The organism is Cellulophaga geojensis KL-A (genome assembly GCF_000568425.1).
Lineage (GTDB): Bacteria > Bacteroidota > Bacteroidia > Flavobacteriales > Flavobacteriaceae > Cellulophaga > Cellulophaga lytica.
The window spans coordinates 1-19,661 of sequence record NZ_ARZX01000029.1 but is presented as its reverse complement, the minus strand read 5'-3'; the positions used below and the strand labels follow the sequence as shown (position 1 = coordinate 19,661).

The 19,661-nt window shown below is 31.6% G+C and carries 20 protein-coding genes; 6 read left to right on the top strand and 14 right to left on the bottom strand.

Translation table 11 applies throughout. The features are described from left to right. Positions 1 to 22: 22 nt before the first annotated feature. The 9 genes from argC to KLA_RS15865 all read right to left on the bottom strand — a co-directional run bounded on the left by argC (position 23) and on the right by KLA_RS15865 (position 10,167). Positions 23 to 997: an N-acetyl-gamma-glutamyl-phosphate reductase gene (gene argC, locus KLA_RS15905; protein WP_034646986.1), complete on the bottom strand. Its 975-nt coding sequence runs from the start codon at positions 995 to 997 to the stop codon at positions 23 to 25. Between the two features lie 6 nt (positions 998 to 1,003). Continuing rightward, positions 1,004 to 2,188, bottom strand: a complete 1,185-nt coding sequence (locus KLA_RS15900; RefSeq protein ID WP_034646984.1) for an argininosuccinate synthase — start codon at positions 2,186 to 2,188, stop codon at positions 1,004 to 1,006. After that, positions 2,181 to 2,807: a GNAT family N-acetyltransferase gene (locus KLA_RS15895; RefSeq protein ID WP_013620401.1), complete on the bottom strand. Its 627-nt coding sequence runs from the start codon at positions 2,805 to 2,807 to the stop codon at positions 2,181 to 2,183. The genes KLA_RS15900 and KLA_RS15895 overlap by 8 nt, the downstream gene beginning before the upstream one ends. A 203-nt stretch (positions 2,808 to 3,010) precedes the next feature. Continuing rightward, positions 3,011 to 4,390 carry a polyprenol phosphomannose-dependent alpha 1,6 mannosyltransferase MptB gene (gene mptB, locus KLA_RS15890; RefSeq protein WP_034646982.1) on the bottom strand — a complete coding sequence of 460 codons (1,380 nt, stop codon included), beginning with the start codon at positions 4,388 to 4,390 and terminating at the stop codon, positions 3,011 to 3,013. Between the two features lie 179 nt (positions 4,391 to 4,569). Further along, the gene (locus tag KLA_RS15885; protein WP_034646980.1) at positions 4,570 to 6,054 is read right to left on the bottom strand and encodes a cellulose synthase family protein; all 1,485 of its coding nucleotides are present in this window, start codon (positions 6,052 to 6,054) and stop codon (positions 4,570 to 4,572) included. A gap of 2 nt (positions 6,055 to 6,056) precedes the next feature. Beyond that, positions 6,057 to 6,746 carry a glycosyltransferase family 2 protein gene (locus tag KLA_RS15880; RefSeq protein ID WP_034646978.1) on the bottom strand — a complete coding sequence of 230 codons (690 nt, stop codon included), beginning with the start codon at positions 6,744 to 6,746 and terminating at the stop codon, positions 6,057 to 6,059. Then, positions 6,746 to 7,228, bottom strand: a complete 483-nt coding sequence (locus tag KLA_RS15875; RefSeq protein ID WP_034646976.1) for a toxin-antitoxin system YwqK family antitoxin — start codon at positions 7,226 to 7,228, stop codon at positions 6,746 to 6,748. The genes KLA_RS15880 and KLA_RS15875 overlap by 1 nt, the downstream gene beginning before the upstream one ends. 3 nt (positions 7,229 to 7,231) lie before the next feature. Further along, positions 7,232 to 8,812, bottom strand: a complete 1,581-nt coding sequence (locus KLA_RS15870) for a 4Fe-4S binding protein (protein WP_034646974.1) — start codon at positions 8,810 to 8,812, stop codon at positions 7,232 to 7,234. Positions 8,813 to 8,823: 11 nt separating this feature from the next. Next, positions 8,824 to 10,167 carry an NAD(P)/FAD-dependent oxidoreductase gene (locus KLA_RS15865; RefSeq protein WP_034646972.1) on the bottom strand — a complete coding sequence of 448 codons (1,344 nt, stop codon included), beginning with the start codon at positions 10,165 to 10,167 and terminating at the stop codon, positions 8,824 to 8,826. A gap of 215 nt (positions 10,168 to 10,382) precedes the next feature. Here KLA_RS15865 and KLA_RS15860 point away from each other — a divergent pair, with 215 nt between their 5' ends. The 6 genes from KLA_RS15860 to KLA_RS15835 are packed head-to-tail and all read left to right on the top strand — an operon-like array spanning position 10,383 to position 16,095. Then, the gene (locus tag KLA_RS15860; protein ID WP_034646970.1) at positions 10,383 to 11,102 is read left to right on the top strand and encodes a DUF547 domain-containing protein; all 720 of its coding nucleotides are present in this window, start codon (positions 10,383 to 10,385) and stop codon (positions 11,100 to 11,102) included. Positions 11,103 to 11,139: 37 nt separating this feature from the next. Then, positions 11,140 to 12,015: a hypothetical protein gene (locus KLA_RS15855; protein WP_034646968.1), complete on the top strand. Its 876-nt coding sequence runs from the start codon at positions 11,140 to 11,142 to the stop codon at positions 12,013 to 12,015. A gap of 46 nt (positions 12,016 to 12,061) precedes the next feature. After that, complete coding sequence (locus tag KLA_RS15850) at positions 12,062 to 13,063, top strand: glycoside hydrolase family 113 (protein ID WP_034646966.1); 1,002 nt, start codon at positions 12,062 to 12,064, stop codon at positions 13,061 to 13,063. After that, a complete protein-coding gene (locus KLA_RS15845; RefSeq protein WP_034646964.1) occupies positions 13,050 to 13,784 on the top strand; it encodes a hypothetical protein in 735 nt (244 codons plus the stop codon). Before KLA_RS15850 ends, KLA_RS15845 begins: the two co-directional genes overlap by 14 nt. A 6-nt stretch (positions 13,785 to 13,790) precedes the next feature. Next, entirely contained in the window at positions 13,791 to 15,053 is a 1,263-nt protein-coding gene (locus KLA_RS15840; protein WP_034646962.1) for a hypothetical protein, read from the top strand. A 25-nt stretch (positions 15,054 to 15,078) separates the two neighbouring features. After that, a complete protein-coding gene (locus tag KLA_RS15835; protein WP_013620389.1) occupies positions 15,079 to 16,095 on the top strand; it encodes an N-acetylmuramoyl-L-alanine amidase in 1,017 nt (338 codons plus the stop codon). On the opposite strand, the gene KLA_RS15830 is transcribed toward KLA_RS15835, so the two are convergent. The 5 genes from KLA_RS15830 to KLA_RS15810 are packed head-to-tail and all read right to left on the bottom strand — an operon-like array spanning position 16,092 to position 19,507. Further along, positions 16,092 to 16,790 (bottom strand): TIGR04283 family arsenosugar biosynthesis glycosyltransferase, encoded by a 699-nt coding sequence (locus KLA_RS15830; RefSeq protein ID WP_034646960.1) that lies wholly within the window; start codon positions 16,788 to 16,790, stop codon positions 16,092 to 16,094. The genes KLA_RS15835 and KLA_RS15830 overlap by 4 nt on opposite strands. Then, positions 16,777 to 17,523, bottom strand: a complete 747-nt coding sequence (locus KLA_RS15825; protein WP_034646958.1) for a DUF547 domain-containing protein — start codon at positions 17,521 to 17,523, stop codon at positions 16,777 to 16,779. The genes KLA_RS15830 and KLA_RS15825 overlap by 14 nt, the downstream gene beginning before the upstream one ends. A 44-nt stretch (positions 17,524 to 17,567) precedes the next feature. Next, positions 17,568 to 18,383 (bottom strand): purine-nucleoside phosphorylase, encoded by an 816-nt coding sequence (locus KLA_RS15820; protein ID WP_034646956.1) that lies wholly within the window; start codon positions 18,381 to 18,383, stop codon positions 17,568 to 17,570. Beyond that, positions 18,376 to 19,029, bottom strand: a complete 654-nt coding sequence (locus KLA_RS15815) for a TIGR04282 family arsenosugar biosynthesis glycosyltransferase (RefSeq protein ID WP_034646954.1) — start codon at positions 19,027 to 19,029, stop codon at positions 18,376 to 18,378. The genes KLA_RS15820 and KLA_RS15815 overlap by 8 nt, the downstream gene beginning before the upstream one ends. Next, positions 19,010 to 19,507 carry a rhodanese-like domain-containing protein gene (locus KLA_RS15810; RefSeq protein WP_235183585.1) on the bottom strand — a complete coding sequence of 166 codons (498 nt, stop codon included), beginning with the start codon at positions 19,505 to 19,507 and terminating at the stop codon, positions 19,010 to 19,012. Before KLA_RS15810 ends, KLA_RS15815 begins: the two co-directional genes overlap by 20 nt. Between the last annotated feature and the right edge of the window lie 154 nt (positions 19,508 to 19,661).

Below are 19,661 nucleotides of genomic sequence, written 5' to 3'. Positions count from 1 at the left end.
TTTTTTATTTTTTAGATTGATGTTAAAATGCGGATGCTTTTAGTTTTAAACCTTCGTCTTCATTAAAACCGTACATTAAATTCATATTCTGTACCGCTTGCCCAGATGCACCTTTTAGTAAATTATCTATAGCAGATGTAACTAATAAATTGCCATTATGTAAGTGTAAGTGCAAATGGCATTGGTTGGTGTTTACTACTTGTTTTAAATGAATTTCTGTATTAGAAACATTTGTAAATTTCGCATCAGCATAAAAATTAGTGTACAGCTCATAAGCATCTTCTAAACTACCTTTGTATTTGGTGTAAGCAGTTGCAAAAATGCCTCTGGCAAAGTTTCCTCTTTGCGGAAGAAACAGTAACTCTCCAATTTCATAGTTGTAGCTCATTAAACTTTCACCAATTTCACCTAAATGTTGGTGTGTAAATGGTTTGTACCAAGAAACATTATTATTTCGCCAACTAAAATGGGTAGAGTCACTTGGTTTTACACCAGCACCAGTACTACCAGTTACAGCATTTATATGCACGCTATTGTGTAAAATATTTGCTTTTGCTAATGGTAGTAATGCAAGCTGAATTGCTGTTGCAAAACAACCTGGATTAGCTATGTAATTAGCTGTTTTTATTTTGTCCTTATTGGTTTCTGGTAAACCGTAAATAAATTCTTTTTTGTTTAGAATAGCATCATTATGTAATCTAAAATCATTACTTAAATCTATAATTTTAGTGTTACTTGAAAATGAATTCTGTGTTAAAAAAGTGGTAGAGTTGCCGTGTCCCAAGCACAAAAAAACAAGGTCTACATTTAAATTTACATCACCAGTAAACTTAAGATCTGTTTGTCCTAATAAATCTGGATGTGCTGTTGTAATATCTTTACCAGCTCTAGTAGTACTGTAAATAAAATTTATGTTTGCTTTAGGGTGATTTAAAAGTAACCTTATTAACTCGCCACCTGTATACCCAGAACCACCAATAATACCTATGTTAATCATCCTATTTTAATTTTTATTTACGTGATTGTATATTTTACCAGAGTTAGATAAAATTTTAATAAATCCTTTAGCATCGTCAGCAGTCCAACCTTTATTCATTTCACCGTAACTACCAAAAGAAGCGTTCATAAGGTCGTGTTTAGATGCTATACCATTAAGCTCAAACCTGTACGGATGTAGTGTAACAAATACATCTCCAGAGACATTTTTTTGCGTGTCTTTAAGAAAAGCCTCAATGTTACGCATTACTTCATCTAAATAATTGCCCTCATGCAATAACATACCATAAAAATTACCTTGTTGTTCTTTTTGGTATTGTTGCCATTTTGTAAGCGTATGTTTTTCTAGTAAATGGTGTGCTTTTATAATTAGTAATGATGCAGCAGCCTCAAAACCAACTCTACCTTTAATACCAATAATTGTATCGCCAACGTGTATGTCTCTACCAATAGCAAATTTAGAAGCAACATCATTTAACTTAGTAATATTGTTAATTGGTTTATCTTGTTCATCATTAATTGCAGTAAGTTCTCCTTTTGTAAAGGTTAGTTTTACATCTAAAGGGTTTCTTTCTTCAAGCTGACTAGGGTATGCGGTGTCTGGTAACGGAGAATGTGACGTAAGTGTTTCATCACCGCCAACAGAAGTTCCCCAAAGCCCTTTGTTAATAGAGTATTTGGCTTTTTCCCAAGGATAGTCAACACCATTTTCTTTTAAATATGCAATTTCTACTTCTCTAGATAATTGATTGTCTCTAATAGGAGTAATAATTTCTATTTCTGGTGCAATGATCTGAAAAATCATATCAAACCTAACTTGGTCATTACCAGCGCCAGTACTACCGTGAGCAATATATTTTGCGCCTATTTTTTTAGCGTGATTTACAATTTCTATAGCTTGTACAATACGCTCTGCACTAACAGACAATGGGTATGTGTTGTTTTTTAAAACATTACCAAAAATTAAATATTTTACAACTTTAGTGTAAAAAGTCTGCACAGCATCTATAGAAGTATAGCTGCTTGCACCTAATTCTATGGCTTTCTTTTTAATGTTAGAAATTTCTTGTTTAGTAAAACCGCCAGTATTTACACTAACAGCGTGTACTTCAAAACCTTTGTCTTTTGATAAATATTTTGCGCAGTAAGATGTATCTAATCCACCACTATATGCTAAAACTAATTTACTCATCTTTATTTTTCTTTTTTAAGAACAATTGCTCTTTTATACTTTTTAATCTTTTAAATACTTTGCCATCTACCTCTTTTTTTTGGGTAGCTTTTTGCTTTGCAGCAGGATCATATAACATCCCTGTACAAAGACACATTTTTTGTTCTGTTCTGGTTAATACATCAAAATTTTTACAAGTTTGGCAGCCTTTCCAAAATTCAGGGTCATCTGTAAGTTCAGAAAAAGTAACAGGCTTGTAACCAAGTTCGTAGTTCATTTTCATAACAGCTAAACCTGTAGTAATACCAAATATTTTTGCGTCAGGAAATTTTTCTCTGGAGAGTTTAAAAATTCGCTCTTTTATTTTTTTTGCAAGTCCTAGATTTCTAAAATCAGGATGAACAATAAGTCCAGAATTGGCAACAAATTTATTATGTCCCCAAACCTCTATATAGCAAAATCCTGCAAATTTTTCTCCGTCTAAAGCAATAACAGCATTACCATTTTGTAGCCTTTTTAAAATATATTCTGGCGTACGTTTGGCAATACCAGTACCGCGTACTTTAGCAGATTCTGTTATTGTATCAGAAATTATTTGCGCATATTTTATATGCGATGCATTAGCAATTACAATTCTCATTGAATGTTGCTTTAATGTTAGTATTGTAAAATTTTATGTCTTGAAAAACGGAATTGGACTCACCTAATTCCAAAATAGAAGTAATACCCTTACGGGCGGCGGCGTGTAGGAACAAGCGTAGCTAAGGGTGTAGAAACCCCGCTAAAAAATAATATGTTTGTGTTGTTGCTCATTACAGGGTCAAATGTACAAATTATATTGAGCTAGCCTAATTTAGAAGTTTCTTTTTTTTGATATAGTAGGTTTTGCCTTTTTAGTCTAAGTATTTCGTAAATAATAAAGCTAAAAATTGCAATATACTCAATAGTTAAAATTCCTAAATGCTCTTTAAAGTCCGGATTTGAATATGCCCAATAACTTAAAAAAACAGCGGCAGACCATAAAATAGCATATCTAAACTTGGTAAAAATACTTAATAAAACTAAAAAAATAATGTACCAAGGATGTATGGTTGTAGATATAAAATAATAAATGGTTAAAACCCATAACATACTGGTAAATAAGTTGGTAATGGTTTTGTTGTTTCTTAAAAAAGAGAAAAGTAATACCATAGCAATAGTTACATAAGGAGATATTTTGCCAAATGCTTTTATGGTTTCCCAATCTCTACTACCATTAGCTTCTGCTACCTTTTTAATTATGTTGTAAATGCTAGCGTTAAATTCAAAATTATTAAACCAAAGTCCTATTGTAGTAGCGTAATTATTTATAAATTCTGGTGAATAAAAAGGGAATAAGAGAACTAGAATAGTGGTGCCTATAATTACGTAAAAAGGAACAGCCTTTTTTATGCCTAAATGTCTAATAAATAGTGGTAAAAACATAAGCGGAACCAGTTTTACTGCTATAGATAATGCTAATATTGGAGCTGCAAGCAGGTATTTTTTTTGAGAAAGTAAATACATACTCCAAATAAAAAAGAAAAGCATTACACCTTCAAAATGAAGGTTTCCAGTTAATTCTATAACAACTAAAGGATTTAAAAAATACCAAAAGACTAGGTGTGATGATAAATTAAGGTGTGTTAATAATTTTCTGCCAAAGTATACAACACCAATATCTGCTAGGAGTATAATTATGCGCATTGTAATAATGCCACCAACCATACTTTTGCCAGAGAAAAATGCAGCTAAAGCAAATATAAGCTGATTTAAAGGAGGGTAATTGCTAAAGTTCTTTGCGCTAATTTCTCCCATACTAGCGTATAAGTGAGCAGCATTATTGATACTAATTTTGCCTAGTTCTACAATAGTATCTGGTGTTTGTAGGTATGGGTTTAACCCTTGTAAAACCAATTCTCCGTCCCAAATAAACCTATTAAAATCCTGCGAGAGCATTGGCTCTACACATAAAAAAACTAGTCTAAATAGTATGCCAGCAGTAAGTAAAAATTTAAAGTTCCATTTTTCAAACTGTATAAGTTTATAGCATATAAAAAATAGAGCAGTGGCTAAAGTAATAAGCTTAACAAAATCTGTGCGTACCAAATGGTAAGCAAAGGTGTAGTAAAAAAGTATGCTTGCAAGTGCTAATAATATAGGTATTTTGTGTAACCTATAATATGATAAAATTTTTACTTGCATTACAAAAATTATAATTTACATTAACTGCTCTAAAGTACTAAAAATTATACAATTCTTTTTTTCTAATTATTGGTGTTAGAAATATGATGTATAAAAACAATAGTCACAAAAACTAGCGTGTCCTAACAAAAAGTTAGTATAAATGTAAATTGAAAATACAGTGTTAGCTGTGTGCTAATTTATACTTTAGCTGTAAGCGAGTTAAAGAAAACGTATCCAAAGCCTAAAAATAGCATAAAATGGAACGGAAACAATCCAAAATCGTTTAAGGGAATTGCAGAGTACATACCAAACAAGAAATATAACATTAGGCCAAATTCCAGTATCATATTAGGAGATAGCTTTTTAGTAAGGTATTTATTTCCTTTCCAGCTATCAGAAATATTATTTATATTAAATTTTGGAGTACGTACAAATTCACTTCTTTTACCTCTGTGACCTTCTAAAACAGCAAGTGTGTTGTGTAAAGAAAAACCAAGAGCTACAGAAAAGAATGTAAAAAAGAGTCTTACATAGTCTATAAACTTACTAAAACTGCTGCCTTGTATACTTTTAAATGTAAACCAGTAGCAAATAAATAGTATAACTGTACTTAAAATAAAAAAGCTTGTTACTTCAAAAACCCAACCTAAAGATTCGTTTCTGTTTTTAATATAAAGCATTGGTATACTTAAAAGAGCAACCAAAAACACACATAAAAACATTGAGCTGTTTAGCAAGTGCATTACACCGTGAAACTTAGTTTTAAAAGAGATGTTTTTAGCCGTAACAACGCTAACTACAGATTTTCTAAAGTTTTCTGCACCACCTTTGTTCCATCTAAATTGTTGAGAACGAGCAGCAGAAATAACAACAGGTAATTCTGCAGGTGTTTCTACATCTTCTAAGTATTTAAATTTCCAGTTTTTTAACTGCGCACGGTAGCTTAAATCTAAATCTTCAGTTAATGTATCACCTTCCCAGTTACCAGCATCAATAATGCAAGTTTTTCGCCAGATACCAGCCGTACCATTAAAGTTTATAAAGTGTCCTTTTGCATTACGGCCAACTTGTTCTAATGTAAAGTGTGCATCTAAAGCAAAGGCTTGTATTCTTGTTAAAACAGAATAATCTCTGTTAATATGTCCCCATCTGGTTTGTACAACACCTATTTCTTCATCTTTAAAGTAAATAACGGTTTTCTTTAACCAGTCTGAGTCTGGTAGAAAATCGGCATCAAAAATGGCAATAAAATCTCCTTTTGCAGATGTTAACCCTTCTTTTAAAGCACCGGCTTTGTATCCTTGTCTGTTAGTTCTTCTAATGTGTTGTATGTCTAAACCAGTTTCTTGTAAGGCCTTTATTTGTCTTTCTGTTTCTATAACAGAGTCATCTGTAGAGTCATCTAAAACCTGAATTTCTAATTTGTTGCTAGGGTATTCTATTTTAGCAATGTTTTCTAAAAGTCTTTCTACAACATATTCTTCATTGTAAATAGGAAGTTGTATGGTTACATAAGGTACTTCTTTAGCATCTAAAAGATTGTATTTAGGAGCTTCTTTATTTCTTCTTCTGTACCCTAAATAATTAACAAGTAAGTTAAGTTGAGCTAAACTGTAGAAAAATATCAACAATAAAGCTAAACTGTATATACCTATAATTATGTATGTAATTGCAATTTCCATATTTACTTAAAACTGTATTTAAATATCCAACCAAGGATCTTTACACCGGCAAATATAGTACCTTTTACTGTGCCTGAGACCTTTGATACGCCAATTCTTTTTTTATAACGTACAGGAACCTCTAAATATTTTAACTTTTTCTTTAGAATTTTAAGTTGCATTTCAACAGTCCAACCATAGGTTTTGTCTTGCATATCTAGGTTTAGGAGCGTTTTGTACTTAATAGCTCTAAAAGGGCCTAGGTCTGTAAACTTAGCATTAAAAAAAATTTTCATTAATACCGTTGCGAGCCAGTTTCCAAACACTTGTTGGGGCGTCATACTACCTTTTTCTCTTCCTTTTTTTGTTCTGGCACCTACAACAAAGTCTACTTTGTTTTGCATAATTGGCGCAACAATTTTTATTAATTCCTCTGGATAGTCAGAGTAATCTCCGTCTAGAAATACGATAATATCTGGTTTGTTGGATTTTTTAGCAATGTAATCCATACCTTTTAAACAGGCATAACCATATCCTTTTCTGTTTTCAGTAAGCACAGTAGCTCCTGCTTTTTCTGCATTGCCAACTGTATTATCTGTAGAGTTATTATTTACAACAATAATTTCGGAAACAATTGATGGTATATCTTTTATAACCTTGCCTATAGAATTAGCTTCATTATAAGCCGGAATAATTACGTTTATTTTTGTCATTACCTTAAATCGGATAAATTGTTTTCCTTTTTAAAACCTGCAAAACTAAACCATTCTTTAATTTTTTTGCCATTTTTATATTTTTCAGCAGATGAGAGCTTTTCATTTTTATATTTAAGACAGTAGCCATTTTTTACATCGTGGTCTAATTGGCATTTGTGATTTATTTTTCCATCACTGGTATAAAATAACCACCAACCTGTTTTGCTATTATTTTTATAATGGCCTTCTTTTTCTATTTTGCCATTGGCGCTGTAAATGTACCAATAGTTTTCTTTTTTATTATTGGTATAATGTCCTTGTTTAGCTAAAGTTTTATTCTCATCGTAAAATTTCCAAAAGCCATTTTTACTTCCATTTTTAAGCCAGCCTTCTGCTTTTAAAACACCAGAGGCATAATACTGTTTGCTATATTCTTTAGAGTCTGTATTGTTTGCACTAATAAATAATGCAATAGAAATAAGAAGTAAACGTAAATACATGATTTATTTTTTATTTACTAATTCCATTAAATCTACATCATTACCCAATAAAACTTCAGTTGGGTTAATACGACCTTCTTCTGGTCCGTTTTCTAGTTTTAAAACACCACGTGGACAAACAGCAGAACACACACCACAACCAACACAGCTAGAGCGTACAATATTTTCTCCTTTTTGTGCATATGCGCGTACATCTATACCTTGCTCACAATATGTAGAACAGTTACCACAAGAAATACATTGTCCACCATTAGTTGTAATTCTAAATCTAGATTTAAAACGTTGTACAAAGCCTAAATATGCAGCTAATGGGCAACCAAACCTACACCAAACTCTGTTGCCAAAAATTGGGTAAAAACCAGTGCCAATAACACCGGCAAAAATAGCTCCTATTAAAAGGCTGTATACATTTTGTACACTTTGTGTTTTTATGCCTAAAACAGTACTAGATTCGCTAAAAAAGCTATAAAGTGTCATAAGCGTCATACCAACAGCAAAAACCAATACGCCGTGTATTAACCAGCGCTCTACTTTCCAAGAAAATAAAGATTTACTAGAGTGTTGCCTGTATGGGTCTCCTAATGTTTCTGCTAAACCACCACAACCACATACCCAAGAGCAATACCATCTTTTACCAAAGAAATAAACCATAATAGGTACAATTACTAAGGTTAACACAATACCCCATACAAGAATAAAAATACCAATACCACCGTTAGCAATAAGATCTTTTAAATTCCATTGAAAAAAGAAATCATAATCTAACGGAAATGCATTTTTAAAGTCGTAATAAGGCATTTGCAAGCGCACCATAATTTCTGGTATTAAGAATGCAAATACTATTTGAAAAAATAATACAGATGTTGTGCGGAATATTTGGTACATATTATGTCTGTATTTTATGTACATACGTACAGCCATAACTGTCATAACCACACAATACATAAAACCATACACAAACCAATGTCCTGCAGCATTTCCGCTAAGGGCTTCACTAATAGGGTCTACTAAAAATGTCCAGTTTACTGCGTACTCAGAATAAAAATATAGTATAATGTAAAAACTTACTAAAAAGAAGAAGACCAACCAAGCAATAAGTCCGCGGTTTGTAGCGCTTTTTAAATAAATACCATCATTTTTTATTCCTTTTTTGCCTAATAAAACTACATTAGGTAGTATAAACATTAGAGCACCAATAATACCAAGTCCAAAGGTTAAAAACCACATTGTACCTTTGTTTTCAGGTATAAAACCATAGCTAGATGATTTACGAATTGCTGCGGCCATATTGTCTCCGCTTGCGTATACTTTTTTACCCCATTCTTTATTTTTTATGTGCGTGGCATTTGCTTTGTCAATAGCATTGTTAAGTACAGGAGCTAAAAATGTAGCACTAGAAAAATCTTTGTCTATTAATTTGGTGCTAAGATCTTCAATTAATAGTTCACTTTTAATGCGTTGGCTAATAATTAGCTCATCAAAACCTTTTTGGTCTAGTTTAAAATTTCCTAAAAACGGAGTTACAGTAAAAATGCCTAATCCTATTAAAAAGATAACAAGGCCTAAATATTTAATTGTTTTCATTTTTTTATAATTTAAGCTATGTTGAATATTCTTTTTAAACTTTTCTTTTTTGCTGATAAATTTGAGTTGAATTCAGCATTGTACTTTGCTATAATTTCAGCTTCATACTGTTTGTAAAACTCTGGGTCAAAATTGGCATCTTTTAAATGTTGAAGCACAAATTCTATATCCTTTTTTTGAGTAAGCCATTTGTTAAAAACCTCGTGACGCATACGTATGCCAAATGTATTTATACCTAAAAATTCCTTTGTGTCTTTATGATAGGCAACTGTAATGCAAATATTTTCTGTAGCGTGTCTCCAATGAAAATGCGCTTCATAATCTTGCTTATTACGCTCGCTAAAAACCCAGCCGTATGTTTGGTATTCTACATCTAAAAACTTTGCAGAATTAAACCAGTGTCCGGGTTTGTATTCTATTCTGTTGCCACAAATAGTTTGCGCAAGTGTTTCGCCCATCATTCTTCCGGTATACCAAACAGCTTCAATAGGTCTTCTGTTTCCTATGCCCTTGTGCTGTTCTGCACAATCTCCAATGGCATAAATATCTTTAATGTTTGTTTCTAAATAACGATTAACTTTTACACCGCGACCTAATTCTATACCAGATTCTTTTAAAAAATCTACATTAGGAGATACACCTGCTGTTAAACCAACAACAGTACACTCTATAGTTTCTCCTTTGTCTGTAGTAATAGCTTTAGCACGTCCGTTTTCATCGGCAATAATTTCTACTAAATTGGTGTTTAGGCGTAAATCTATATGATGGTCTAAAATATGTTCGTTAATAAGTTCAGATTCTCCTTTTGGTAAAACGCCATTCCAAAAACTAGTTTCTCTAACTAAAAAGGTAACCGGAATTTTACGTGTGCGCAGCATTTCAGCCATTTCTATACCAATTAATCCGCCACCAACTATTATAGCTCTTTTACACGTTTTATTATCCGGAGCATTTTTTTGTAGCTGTTCTAAATCTTGTTTAGAGTATAAACCTTGCACACCTTTTAAGTCTTGTCCTGGCCAACCAAATTTGTTAGGTTTAGAACCGGTTGCAATAATTAACTTATCATAAGAGATAGATGAATTTTCTAAATCTACCTTTTTGTTAGCGTGGTCTACATTGTTAACATATCCGTTTACAAGATCTATTCTGTTTTTTTTCCAAAACCAGTTTTCATAAGGCTGTGTATGTTCAAACTTCATATGACCCATATACACATACATAAGTGCAGTTCTAGAAAAGAAATACTCAGATTCGGCAGAAATGATCGTAATTTTTTTGTCGGATAATTTTCTAATATGCCTTGCAGCAGTTACGCCTGCAATACCATTACCAATAATAACAATGTGTTCCATAGATTTTAAAAATATTAAAGTTTCTGTCGGTGTATAAAAGCTAAACTTAACTGTTGGGTATTTATTTATATGGTTTCTAAATAAGAATAAACTTGATTTTCTTTTGTTATCAAAATGTGATATTTAACAAGTTACTTTGCTTAAAATTAATTTAATAGCGCTGTGTAGGTTTTAATATTAAATGTCGACACACCTATTAAATAACACCAAAAATTATGAAAACTATAACAAAAGCAACCGTAATACTGTTTCTTTTAGGTATTACCACGGTACAGGCACAAGCTACAGAAATCTTTTTTACTAAAGCTAATACTTTTTTTAATTCTTATGTGAGCAACGGTAAGGTAGCTTACCAAGAAATAAAAAAACAACCAAAACATTTAAATGAGCTGGTGGCTTTATTAAAAACAACCAATGTTACCGCAGATAACGTTAAAAACTATCAAGCATTTTGGATTAATGCATACAATATTAGTGTTATAAAAAATGTGGTAGAAAATTATCCGTTAAAAACCCCGTTAGATAAGGCTGGTTTTTTTGATAAAATAAAGCACAATGTAGCCGGTAAGGAACTTACGTTAAATGATATGGAGCATAAAATGTTACGCGCTGTTTTTCCTAAAGAAGCACGTTTCCATTTTGTATTGGTTTGCGCAGGACTTGGTTGCCCACCAATTATTAATAAAGCGTATATACCAAGTATGTTAGAAGACCAGTTGCAGAAGCAAACTGAGATAGCTATTAATAATCCGAATTTTATAATGGTAAATAAAAATAAAGTTAAGCTTTCTCAAATTTTTGAATGGTATAAGGGAGATTTTACACAGGGCGGTAAATCGTTAATAGACTTTGTGAACCTATACAGAAAGGAAAAGATAAACGCTAAAGCAAAAGTATCTTTTTACCCATACGATTGGACATTAAACAGGCAATAAAAACAAATAAGTAAAACAACAATCAACAACTAAAAATATGAAAAAAATTAAAAAAATAGCCCTAGCATTAGGGTTACTAACAGTATTTGCAGGGTATTCTCAGGAAAATGATGATGTGCAAAAGAGTAATATACAACAATACACACCATCTAAATTAATAGGTAAGGGTAAGTTTGATATTAAATGGTTTAATAATATTTATACAGAAACTAAAAGTACATTTACAAGTGGTGAACAGCCTAGGCAAACCTTTTTTACATCTACCTTAGAAGGATATACAGGGGTAGGAGAAAATAATAGATGGAATGTAGGTGTAATTTTAAAAATACGCTCTAATACAATTGGTGGAACCAAAACTTTAGATGCTTTAAAATTTAAGAATAAAGACGGGGTTGCTAGAGCTGGTTTAACATCATTTGCCCCATCTGTAAAGTTTGTGCCTTTTGAGTCTGTTGGTAATTTTTCTATTCAGAGTTCTTTGTATATACCTTTAGTAGATAATGAAACTGAGAATGGTGTTTTTCTAGATCAAAACGGATTTATTTGGCAAAACAGATTTTTTTATGATTATACTTTTCCAGGAGATAAGTGGCAACTATTTACAGAATTAAATACAGAGCTTAATTTTGGCGACAAAGAAAAAAGTTTTGCAAATAACAGTTTAGGGTTAACTCCGGGTGTTTTTTTAAGTTATTTTCCTACTAGTAAGTTTACAGTATTGGCATTAGCACAACACTCACAACGTTTAGACTTAGGAAACAAATTTAGTCAGAATTACACAGCATTAGGTGGAGGTACAAAATACCAGCTAACAAATGCGCTAAACTTAGAGTTGTTGTACACAAATTTTGTTGGAGGAGATAATACAGGCTTAGGAGAAACATTTAACTTGGGTTTAAGAGCAATTTTTTAAGTCTAAAATTAAATAGTGTAATTTAGGAGACTTAAAAATATGGTTTGTGAAAAAAATTGGTCTACTATTATTATGTTGTTTGCAGTTTTCTTGCAATAGTCAGGTTTCAAAAAAAATAAACGGAGTAAGTTTTGTGTCTTCTAGAGATAAGGTAACACAAAAAAATATTACTCCTATATTAACTATAAACGCCAATGCGGCATCTGTTATGCCATTTGGTTTTATAAGAGATATTAATGATCCGCAGTTAATTTTTAATTCGGATAGGCAGTGGTTTGGAGAGCGTAAAGACGGTATAAAACATTACACAGATATTCTGCATAAAAACGGAATAGGTGTAATGTTAAAACCGCAAATATGGATTAGGGACGGAAAATTCACTGGTACTTTAGAAATGGATTCTGAAGAACATTGGCTAACGTTAGAAAAATCTTATTTAAACTTTATACTTACCTATGCTGCGCTGGCACAAGAGGTTAATGTAGATGTTTTTTGTATTGGTACCGAGCTAGAAAAATTTGTACTACAAAGGCCAGAGTTTTGGAGCAAGCTTATTGTAGAGGTAAAAAAAGTATATAAAGGTAAATTAACCTATGCAGCCAATTGGGATGAGTATCCTAAAGTGCCATTTTGGAGTAAATTAGACTATGTAGGTGTAGATGCATATTTTCCGCTGTCTAAAGAAAAGCATCCAACTGTAGCGCAGTTAAAACAAGGATGGCAGCCACATAAAAAGGCGTTAAAACAAATGTCGAGCTCTGTAAATAAGCCAATTTTATTTACAGAATATGGTTATAGAAGTATGGATTATACAGGCGAAAAACCTTGGCTGGTAGACCGTAACAAAACAAACGTAAACCTAGAGGCACAGTCTAATGCTACTAAAGCTATTTTAGAAATGTTTTGGACAGAAGATTGGTTTGCTGGTGGCTATGTTTGGAAATGGTTTATAGATCATGACAATGTAGGTGGCGAAGATGATAATAGGTTTACACCGCAAAATAAACCAGCGGAATTGGTTTTAAAACAATATTATGGATTTAAGTAAATTAAACTTTTTTCTTCTTTTTTTAATTTTGATAACCTGTGGTTGTTCTAAAGATAAACTAACCAATTTATCTACTTTGCAAGCAGTTTTAGATGAAGAAACTGTTGTTATAGATAATGTTATTGCATGCGCAGCCAGTGCAGATAAAGCACATACTGTAAATGTGTTTTTTTATCCTAGAGAGGGCGCTACTAATTTTAGGTATTTTGAGACAGAATCAATTAACGTAGATAAAAATAATTTTGAGTCTTACACAGAAAAAACACCTGAAATATTAGATGTTTTTAATGGTAAAATAAAACGATTTTTTGTCAACCCTATTCAAGAAAAATGGGTGATAGTTAGTTTTGTTGAGGATGGTAAAATGCATATTTGTAATCCAATTTATTTAAAACACATTAGCAAACCAACAGAAAAAATTAACACGTTAACTATAGATAACAGTACATCTACAATGCCAATTTTTTCTTGGCAAGACGGTATGTATACAGATTCTGCTATTTATTTTCAGGTAGTAACAGACAATGAAAACAATTTTTTGTCGGGCACATATACCTATGACAAAATGTTTAGGTATTATAAACTAGACAATGTAGTGCTAAACATTACAACTAAACAACCACCAACTTTAAATAAATCACTAACCTATGGTTTTACTTTAATGGCAGTTAGCCAAGATAATTGGGTAAACTTACTTACAGAAACCAGCTTTTCACCTTAAAAAACTATGAAAAAACTAGTCTCGTTACTTTGTTTGCTTTTTTGTACTATGGTTTATTCTCAAAATATAACTATAGCAGATGTTAGTTTTATTGGCGCTAAAAAAACTAAAATATCGTTCTTAAAAAAAGTGGTGCCAATTGTTGCTGGCTCTGTTACAGATTCTACAGCAATTTTAGAAACAGTTAATCAGTTAAAAAGGTTGCCATCTATAGCAAATGCTTCATTTAAATTACACAAGAATACAGTAGGTAGTAGTTATAATTTGGTTTATATGGTAGAGGAAAATTTTACCATAATACCATTTGCTAATTTATACACGTCTTCTAATGACGATTTTGCGTTTAGGGTTGGTGTGCAAGAGTTTAATTTTACAGGACGCAATATTACTATAGGTGGTTTTTATCAGAAAGATATATTTAACTCTTATGGCTTGTTGTTTAGAGCTCCTTATTTATTTAGTGCAAATGCAGGTTTAGCTGTAAGCTATAACAATTTAAAAACACAAGAACCTATTTTTTTTGATGATACAACGGCAGATTATAAGTACCATAATGAAGCTATAGAAGTTTTAGGATTGTATCAATTTAACCAGCGACATAGTGTAGATTTAGGAATTAATTTTTTTACAGAAAAATATAACTACATACGTGGCGCAACTAATGAAAATGTGCCACAGGCATTAGATGTTAACAAATTCTCATACAAGGCTATATATAAATACAGCAATATAAAATACCATTACCAATATTTAGACGGGTTTAAAAGTACTTTAAACTCTCATTACGTGCATAGCTCTACAAAAGAGTTAGATAATTTTTTGGTAGCTTTTAATGATTTTGTGTATTACAAAAGAGTAGGTGAGCGTGGCAATTGGGCTAACAGGTTAAGAGTTGGTTTGGCTACAAATGATGAAACACCTTTTGCGCCTTTTTCTGTAGATAATAATATAAACCTAAGAGGTGTTGGTAATATTATTGATAGAGGTACGGGGTCTATAGTTTTAAATACGGAGTATAGGTATACATTAATAGATAAAAATTGGTTTGTATTGCAAGGAAATACATTTGTAGATGCTGGTACATGGCGTAACCCTGGAGGAGAGTTAAAAGACTTTGTAAATTCTGATAATTTAAGGGTGTATCCAGGTTTGGGTGTGCGTTTTATTCATAAAAAGATTTTTAATGCCATTTTTAGGATAGATTATGGTTACGGAGTAACAAAAAATGCTTCAAAAGGGCTGGTTTTTGGAATTGGGCAGTATTTTTGATAATATTTGCTTAAAAGACCATTAAATGATATTGAAAAAAATACTTGTTTTAGTTGTAATGCTAGTTTTTAGTAGTGTTCAGCTATATTCTCAAGATAAAGAAAAAACTGTTGTGGCTCAAAAAGGAGAGGGTATTTATACTTTACTTCGTAAGTTTAATATGAGTCCGTCTAAATATTATTCAGATTTTATTGCTTTAAATAAAGATAATTTAAGAAACGGTAAGCATTTGTATGAGGGCAAAACATACATTATACCAGATAGACTAATAAAAGTAGATGGAAAGGAAGAGTTACCAGCCATAGTAAACGGGTATCCTATTTTTGGAAAAAAACACGCTACAGTACAACGCAAAAGTAACAAGCTTAAAGGTGCTGTTTATTATTTAATTTCTGGGCACGGTGGGCCAGATCCTGGTGCTGTTACTAAATACGGAAAAAAACTAATTTCTGAAGACGAGTATGCTTATGATATAACATTACGTTTAGGTAGAGAACTAATTTCTCACGGAGCGTTGGTTTATATTATAATTAGAGATGAAAATGATGGTATTAGAGATGGTAAAATACTACCTGTAGATTATGATGAGGTTTGTTACCCAAATAAAACAATACCTTTAAACCAAGTGGCTCGTTTAAAACAACGTGTAGATGCGGTAAATGATTTGTACATAAAAAACAAAGGTAAATACCAAAGGTTAATTGTTACGCATATAGATAGTAGAAGTGTAGGGCAAAATATTGATGTTTTCTTTTACCATCATGAAAAAAGTAGTAACGGAAAAAGGTTGGCAGAGAGCATACATAAAACTTTTGACTCTAAATACAGAGAATACCAGCCAAACAGAGATTATACAGGTACTTTTTTAGATAGGAGCGGATTGTATTTGGTTAAAAACACAATACCTGCAATGGCTTATATAGAAATAGGAAATATTAAAAACAAAAAAGACCAAAAAAGAATATTAGTTGCAGAAAACAGACAAGCGCTTGCAAAGTGGATTAGCGAGGGTGTTTTGTTAGATCATTCTAGAAACAACTAATTAGCTATGTTTTTTTTGTAATAATTGTGTAATTCTTGCGGAGTTTTACCTAATATTTTTTTAAGGTGAATAACACCAAAATGATACTGTAATTTTACCATTCCTTTTTGTTGGTATTTACGTGCAGATGTAGTTACCTTGTCTTGTATTACACTAAAATTTGTGGCTTTATATAAACGCTCTATAAACTCGCCATCTTCATAAATAATATATTCTTCATTAAAACCATTTAGTTTAAAAAATAAATCCTTGGTAATAAATAAAGATTGATCACCGCCTCTGCAAATTTTATGGTTAATACGAGTAAACCAAGCAAAAAATTTCAGAAAAAAACTGTCACTGTCAAACTGCATTCTAAAGCTGCCAGCAACGTTGTTTTTGCTAATAGAGTCTAATATTTTACAATCAAAATTATAAGGAGGAATAGTGTCTGCGTGTAAAAAATAAAGAATATCTCCGTTAGCCGCTTTTGCACCAGTATTCATTTGCTTGGCACGCCCTTTGTCTGAAGAAATTACAGTAACATTTAAACTAGTTGCAATAGTGGTAGTATTATCTGTACTACCACCATCTACTACTATTATTTCGTCTATTTGCTTAAATGTGCTACGTGAGTTAATTTCTTTAATTAGTTTAGCAATAGATGCCTCTTCATTTAAAACGGGTATTATAATGCTTAGCTTACTTTGCTTCATTTAAGCTCCAATTATAATCTATATACTTAACCTTGGCACCATCTTTTACTTGTGTTGCAGAGTATTTGTTTATAAAACCAATTAAGGTTGTGTTCTCTGTAAAATCACTCTTAAACCATTTAAAAATTTCAGACAATTCTACTTTATTAGGGGTAATAACATTACGTTTTTTATCAGCAATAAAATTTATAGCCGCACTTTTTAACTGTGCGTCCATACTATCTGCTAAAAAGGCCTTGTTAACTAATTTAGGGCAAGAGTAAGATGCGCAGTTAATGGCAAAATGTATGCGAGGTTCATTCATTTTACGTAACACTTTGTGTTCTACATATCCTAAAGAATACATTTTGTTGCCAATGGCAACTACCTCTTTATCCCAAGGAGACTTAATGTCTTTAATGCTTTTAACAGGGTAGTTGTCTACTATTAGTTTAACAGTGCCAGCATTATAAAGGTTTATATAATAAGCAAGCTTATCGTTTTTAGACCAATTTTTGGCAGGAGAATTATCTTGCAATAGTTTAAGATAGGCCTCTAATTCTGCTTTGTTTTTTACAAAAGCTTTGTAATTAACGTCTCCGTTAGTATTTACATTTTTTTGTAATAAAGCATTCCACTTTTGGTGACTAGGAACTTTGTTAAAAGCTTTTTCAGTAATTTTTGGAGTTGAGCCAAAATAAAAGAAACCAACTAGTGTTAAAAGTATTGCTACTGCAGATATTTTATAAGCCATGTTAAAAGGTATTTTTTTAATTTGTCTTTTTTAGGTTTTAAAACTTACAACGTTTTAAGTAATTCTCTAAAAAGCTTAATCATTTTAGGCTCAGTTTCACTTGCTATTTTAATGATTTCTTTAATGTCTGCAGTCTCTAAATTATCTGGGTCGCACTCATCTGTTAAGACAGAAACGGCTACTATAGGTAATTTTAAGTGGTTTGCCACAATTACTTCTGGTACTGTACTCATACCTACGGCATCTGCACCAATAATTTTTAGCATTCTGTATTCTGCTTTAGTTTCTAGTTGAGGTCCTAGTACAGCTGCGTAAACACCAGAGTGCATAGTTATATTCTCTTTTTTAGCAATGTTTTTTATAGCATTGCTCATTTCAGTGTTATACGGGTTTCCCATATCAACAAAACGCTCACCAAATTGAGAAACACCTTTAAAAGCTAGCGGAGAACCCCCTAAAAGATTTATGTGATCTTCTAATAACATTATGTCTCCTTTTTTAAAGTTTAGGTTAATAGCTCCGGCAGCATTAGAAATAAATAATTTTTTTATACCAAGCTTGTGCATTACGCGTATTGGATAGGTAACATCTTGCAGGTCATAACCCTCATACATATGAAAACGCCCTTGCATAACAACAACTGTTTTACCTTCTAGTGTGCCATAAATTAATTTTCCTGAGTGAAATTCTACAGTTGCTAAAGGAAAAAAAGGAATATGATTGTAATGTGCCTCAATAGGATTTTCTATTTCATTTGCTAAATTTCCTAATCCAGTACCTAAAACTATTCCAATTTCGGGAGCGTTAAAGCCTTTATTTTGTAAATACGCTACAGAATCTTCAATTTCTTGTTTAATCATTTTTTATGTTTTTTAAAAAAGGTTTAAAAGCATCAATGTCTTTTATATCTTCATAATAATCAACATCGTTTTTTGCTTCAAGTAACTTTATTTTTTCGTCTTTTAAGTTATTTAGTGTGTCTTTAAGCACAGTATTGGTTCCCCAATCTTTATTTTTAAAAACCGAACTATTAAGTTTTTTCATTCCTAATAAATAATAACCGCCATCAGTTGCTGGACCTACAACAAAATCATTTTTAAGTAAATGGTCAAAAGCATTTTCTATATCTGTTGTGGTTATATCAAATAAATCGCTTCCAATAATAATAATATTTTTGTAACCATCTGCAAAACCTTGCTTAAAAGCATTCATCATACGGCTACCAAGATCGTTACCATTTTGTAATTTTTTATGATAAATATTATTGCTCCAAATGTCATTATCTCTAATAGCTACAGAGTAGTGTACTTGTTTGTCTGCATTTAAATTTTGAGTAATAGCAACAGTGTGGTTCAATAAAAATTTGTAAATATCTAAAGCAATTTTGTCTCCGGTTTTAGCTGCTAAACGTGTTTTGCATTTTCCTAGTTCTGGGTTTCTTGTAAAAATTAACAGTAAGTTTTTATTCAATTTGTTCAAAATATAATTAATAAATTTTCTCGGCATTGGTCACTAATTTAGACCAATACTTACTGTGTGTATGTAATTTATTTGTTAACGAGTTGTTATTGTTGTAAATGGGATTATTGTTGTTTTTCCACATAAAAATACCTCCGTATAGGTTTTTTACATTGGTATAGCCAGCTGCAATTAGTTTTTCTCCAATATCTTCAGAGCGTATGCCAATAGAGCAATATACTATAATCTCGGTGTCTTTATTTTGTATTTCAGATGTTACTTTGTTGATGTCAAAAAAATCATAGCCAACACAAATTGCATTTTTAATATGACTAATATTAAATTCAATTTCTTCTCTTGTATCTAATAAAACTACATTTTTTTTAGTTAAAAGTGAGTCTACAGAAATGTATGTGACACTCTCTGTGTTATTTTTTTTAAGTAGTTTTTTTATTGTTGGTTGTGCAGATCCTAAAAATGATATCAGTAAAAAAAGAACAATGTATAATGTAGGTTTTTTTATCACAAGTAAACGTATTTTAGGTAAAGATAAGTTTTTGTCTTTTGTTATAAAACCATTAAAAAATAAAATAATGCTTGGTTTAAGAAAAATTAAAGGGGTAGTGTATTTTTTAACCTATTTTTAAGCTTAGAAGTTTCTCCAATATAGAATCTATCAA

What these genes read in the sequence shown, in the direction of transcription:
- argC (WP_034646986.1), bottom strand. Translation starts at nt 997, where the DNA reads ATGATTAACATAGGTATTATTGGTGGTTCTGGGTATACAGGTGGCGAG.
- KLA_RS15900 (WP_034646984.1), bottom strand. Translation starts at nt 2,188, where the DNA reads ATGAGTAAATTAGTTTTAGCATATAGTGGTGGATTAGATACATCTTAC.
- KLA_RS15895 (WP_013620401.1), bottom strand. Translation starts at nt 2,807, where the DNA reads ATGAGAATTGTAATTGCTAATGCATCGCATATAAAATATGCGCAAATA.
- mptB (WP_034646982.1), bottom strand. Translation starts at nt 4,390, where the DNA reads ATGCAAGTAAAAATTTTATCATATTATAGGTTACACAAAATACCTATA.
- KLA_RS15885 (WP_034646980.1), bottom strand. Translation starts at nt 6,054, where the DNA reads ATGGAAATTGCAATTACATACATAATTATAGGTATATACAGTTTAGCT.
- KLA_RS15880 (WP_034646978.1), bottom strand. Translation starts at nt 6,746, where the DNA reads ATGACAAAAATAAACGTAATTATTCCGGCTTATAATGAAGCTAATTCT.
- KLA_RS15875 (WP_034646976.1), bottom strand. Translation starts at nt 7,228, where the DNA reads ATGTATTTACGTTTACTTCTTATTTCTATTGCATTATTTATTAGTGCA.
- KLA_RS15870 (WP_034646974.1), bottom strand. Translation starts at nt 8,812, where the DNA reads ATGAAAACAATTAAATATTTAGGCCTTGTTATCTTTTTAATAGGATTA.
- KLA_RS15865 (WP_034646972.1), bottom strand. Translation starts at nt 10,167, where the DNA reads ATGGAACACATTGTTATTATTGGTAATGGTATTGCAGGCGTAACTGCT.
- KLA_RS15860 (WP_034646970.1), top strand. Translation starts at nt 10,383, where the DNA reads ATGAAAACTATAACAAAAGCAACCGTAATACTGTTTCTTTTAGGTATT.
- KLA_RS15855 (WP_034646968.1), top strand. Translation starts at nt 11,140, where the DNA reads ATGAAAAAAATTAAAAAAATAGCCCTAGCATTAGGGTTACTAACAGTA.
- KLA_RS15845 (WP_034646964.1), top strand. Translation starts at nt 13,050, where the DNA reads ATGGATTTAAGTAAATTAAACTTTTTTCTTCTTTTTTTAATTTTGATA.
- KLA_RS15840 (WP_034646962.1), top strand. Translation starts at nt 13,791, where the DNA reads ATGAAAAAACTAGTCTCGTTACTTTGTTTGCTTTTTTGTACTATGGTT.
- KLA_RS15835 (WP_013620389.1), top strand. Translation starts at nt 15,079, where the DNA reads ATGATATTGAAAAAAATACTTGTTTTAGTTGTAATGCTAGTTTTTAGT.
- KLA_RS15830 (WP_034646960.1), bottom strand. Translation starts at nt 16,790, where the DNA reads ATGAAGCAAAGTAAGCTAAGCATTATAATACCCGTTTTAAATGAAGAG.
- KLA_RS15825 (WP_034646958.1), bottom strand. Translation starts at nt 17,523, where the DNA reads ATGGCTTATAAAATATCTGCAGTAGCAATACTTTTAACACTAGTTGGT.
- KLA_RS15820 (WP_034646956.1), bottom strand. Translation starts at nt 18,383, where the DNA reads ATGATTAAACAAGAAATTGAAGATTCTGTAGCGTATTTACAAAATAAA.
- KLA_RS15815 (WP_034646954.1), bottom strand. Translation starts at nt 19,029, where the DNA reads ATGCCGAGAAAATTTATTAATTATATTTTGAACAAATTGAATAAAAAC.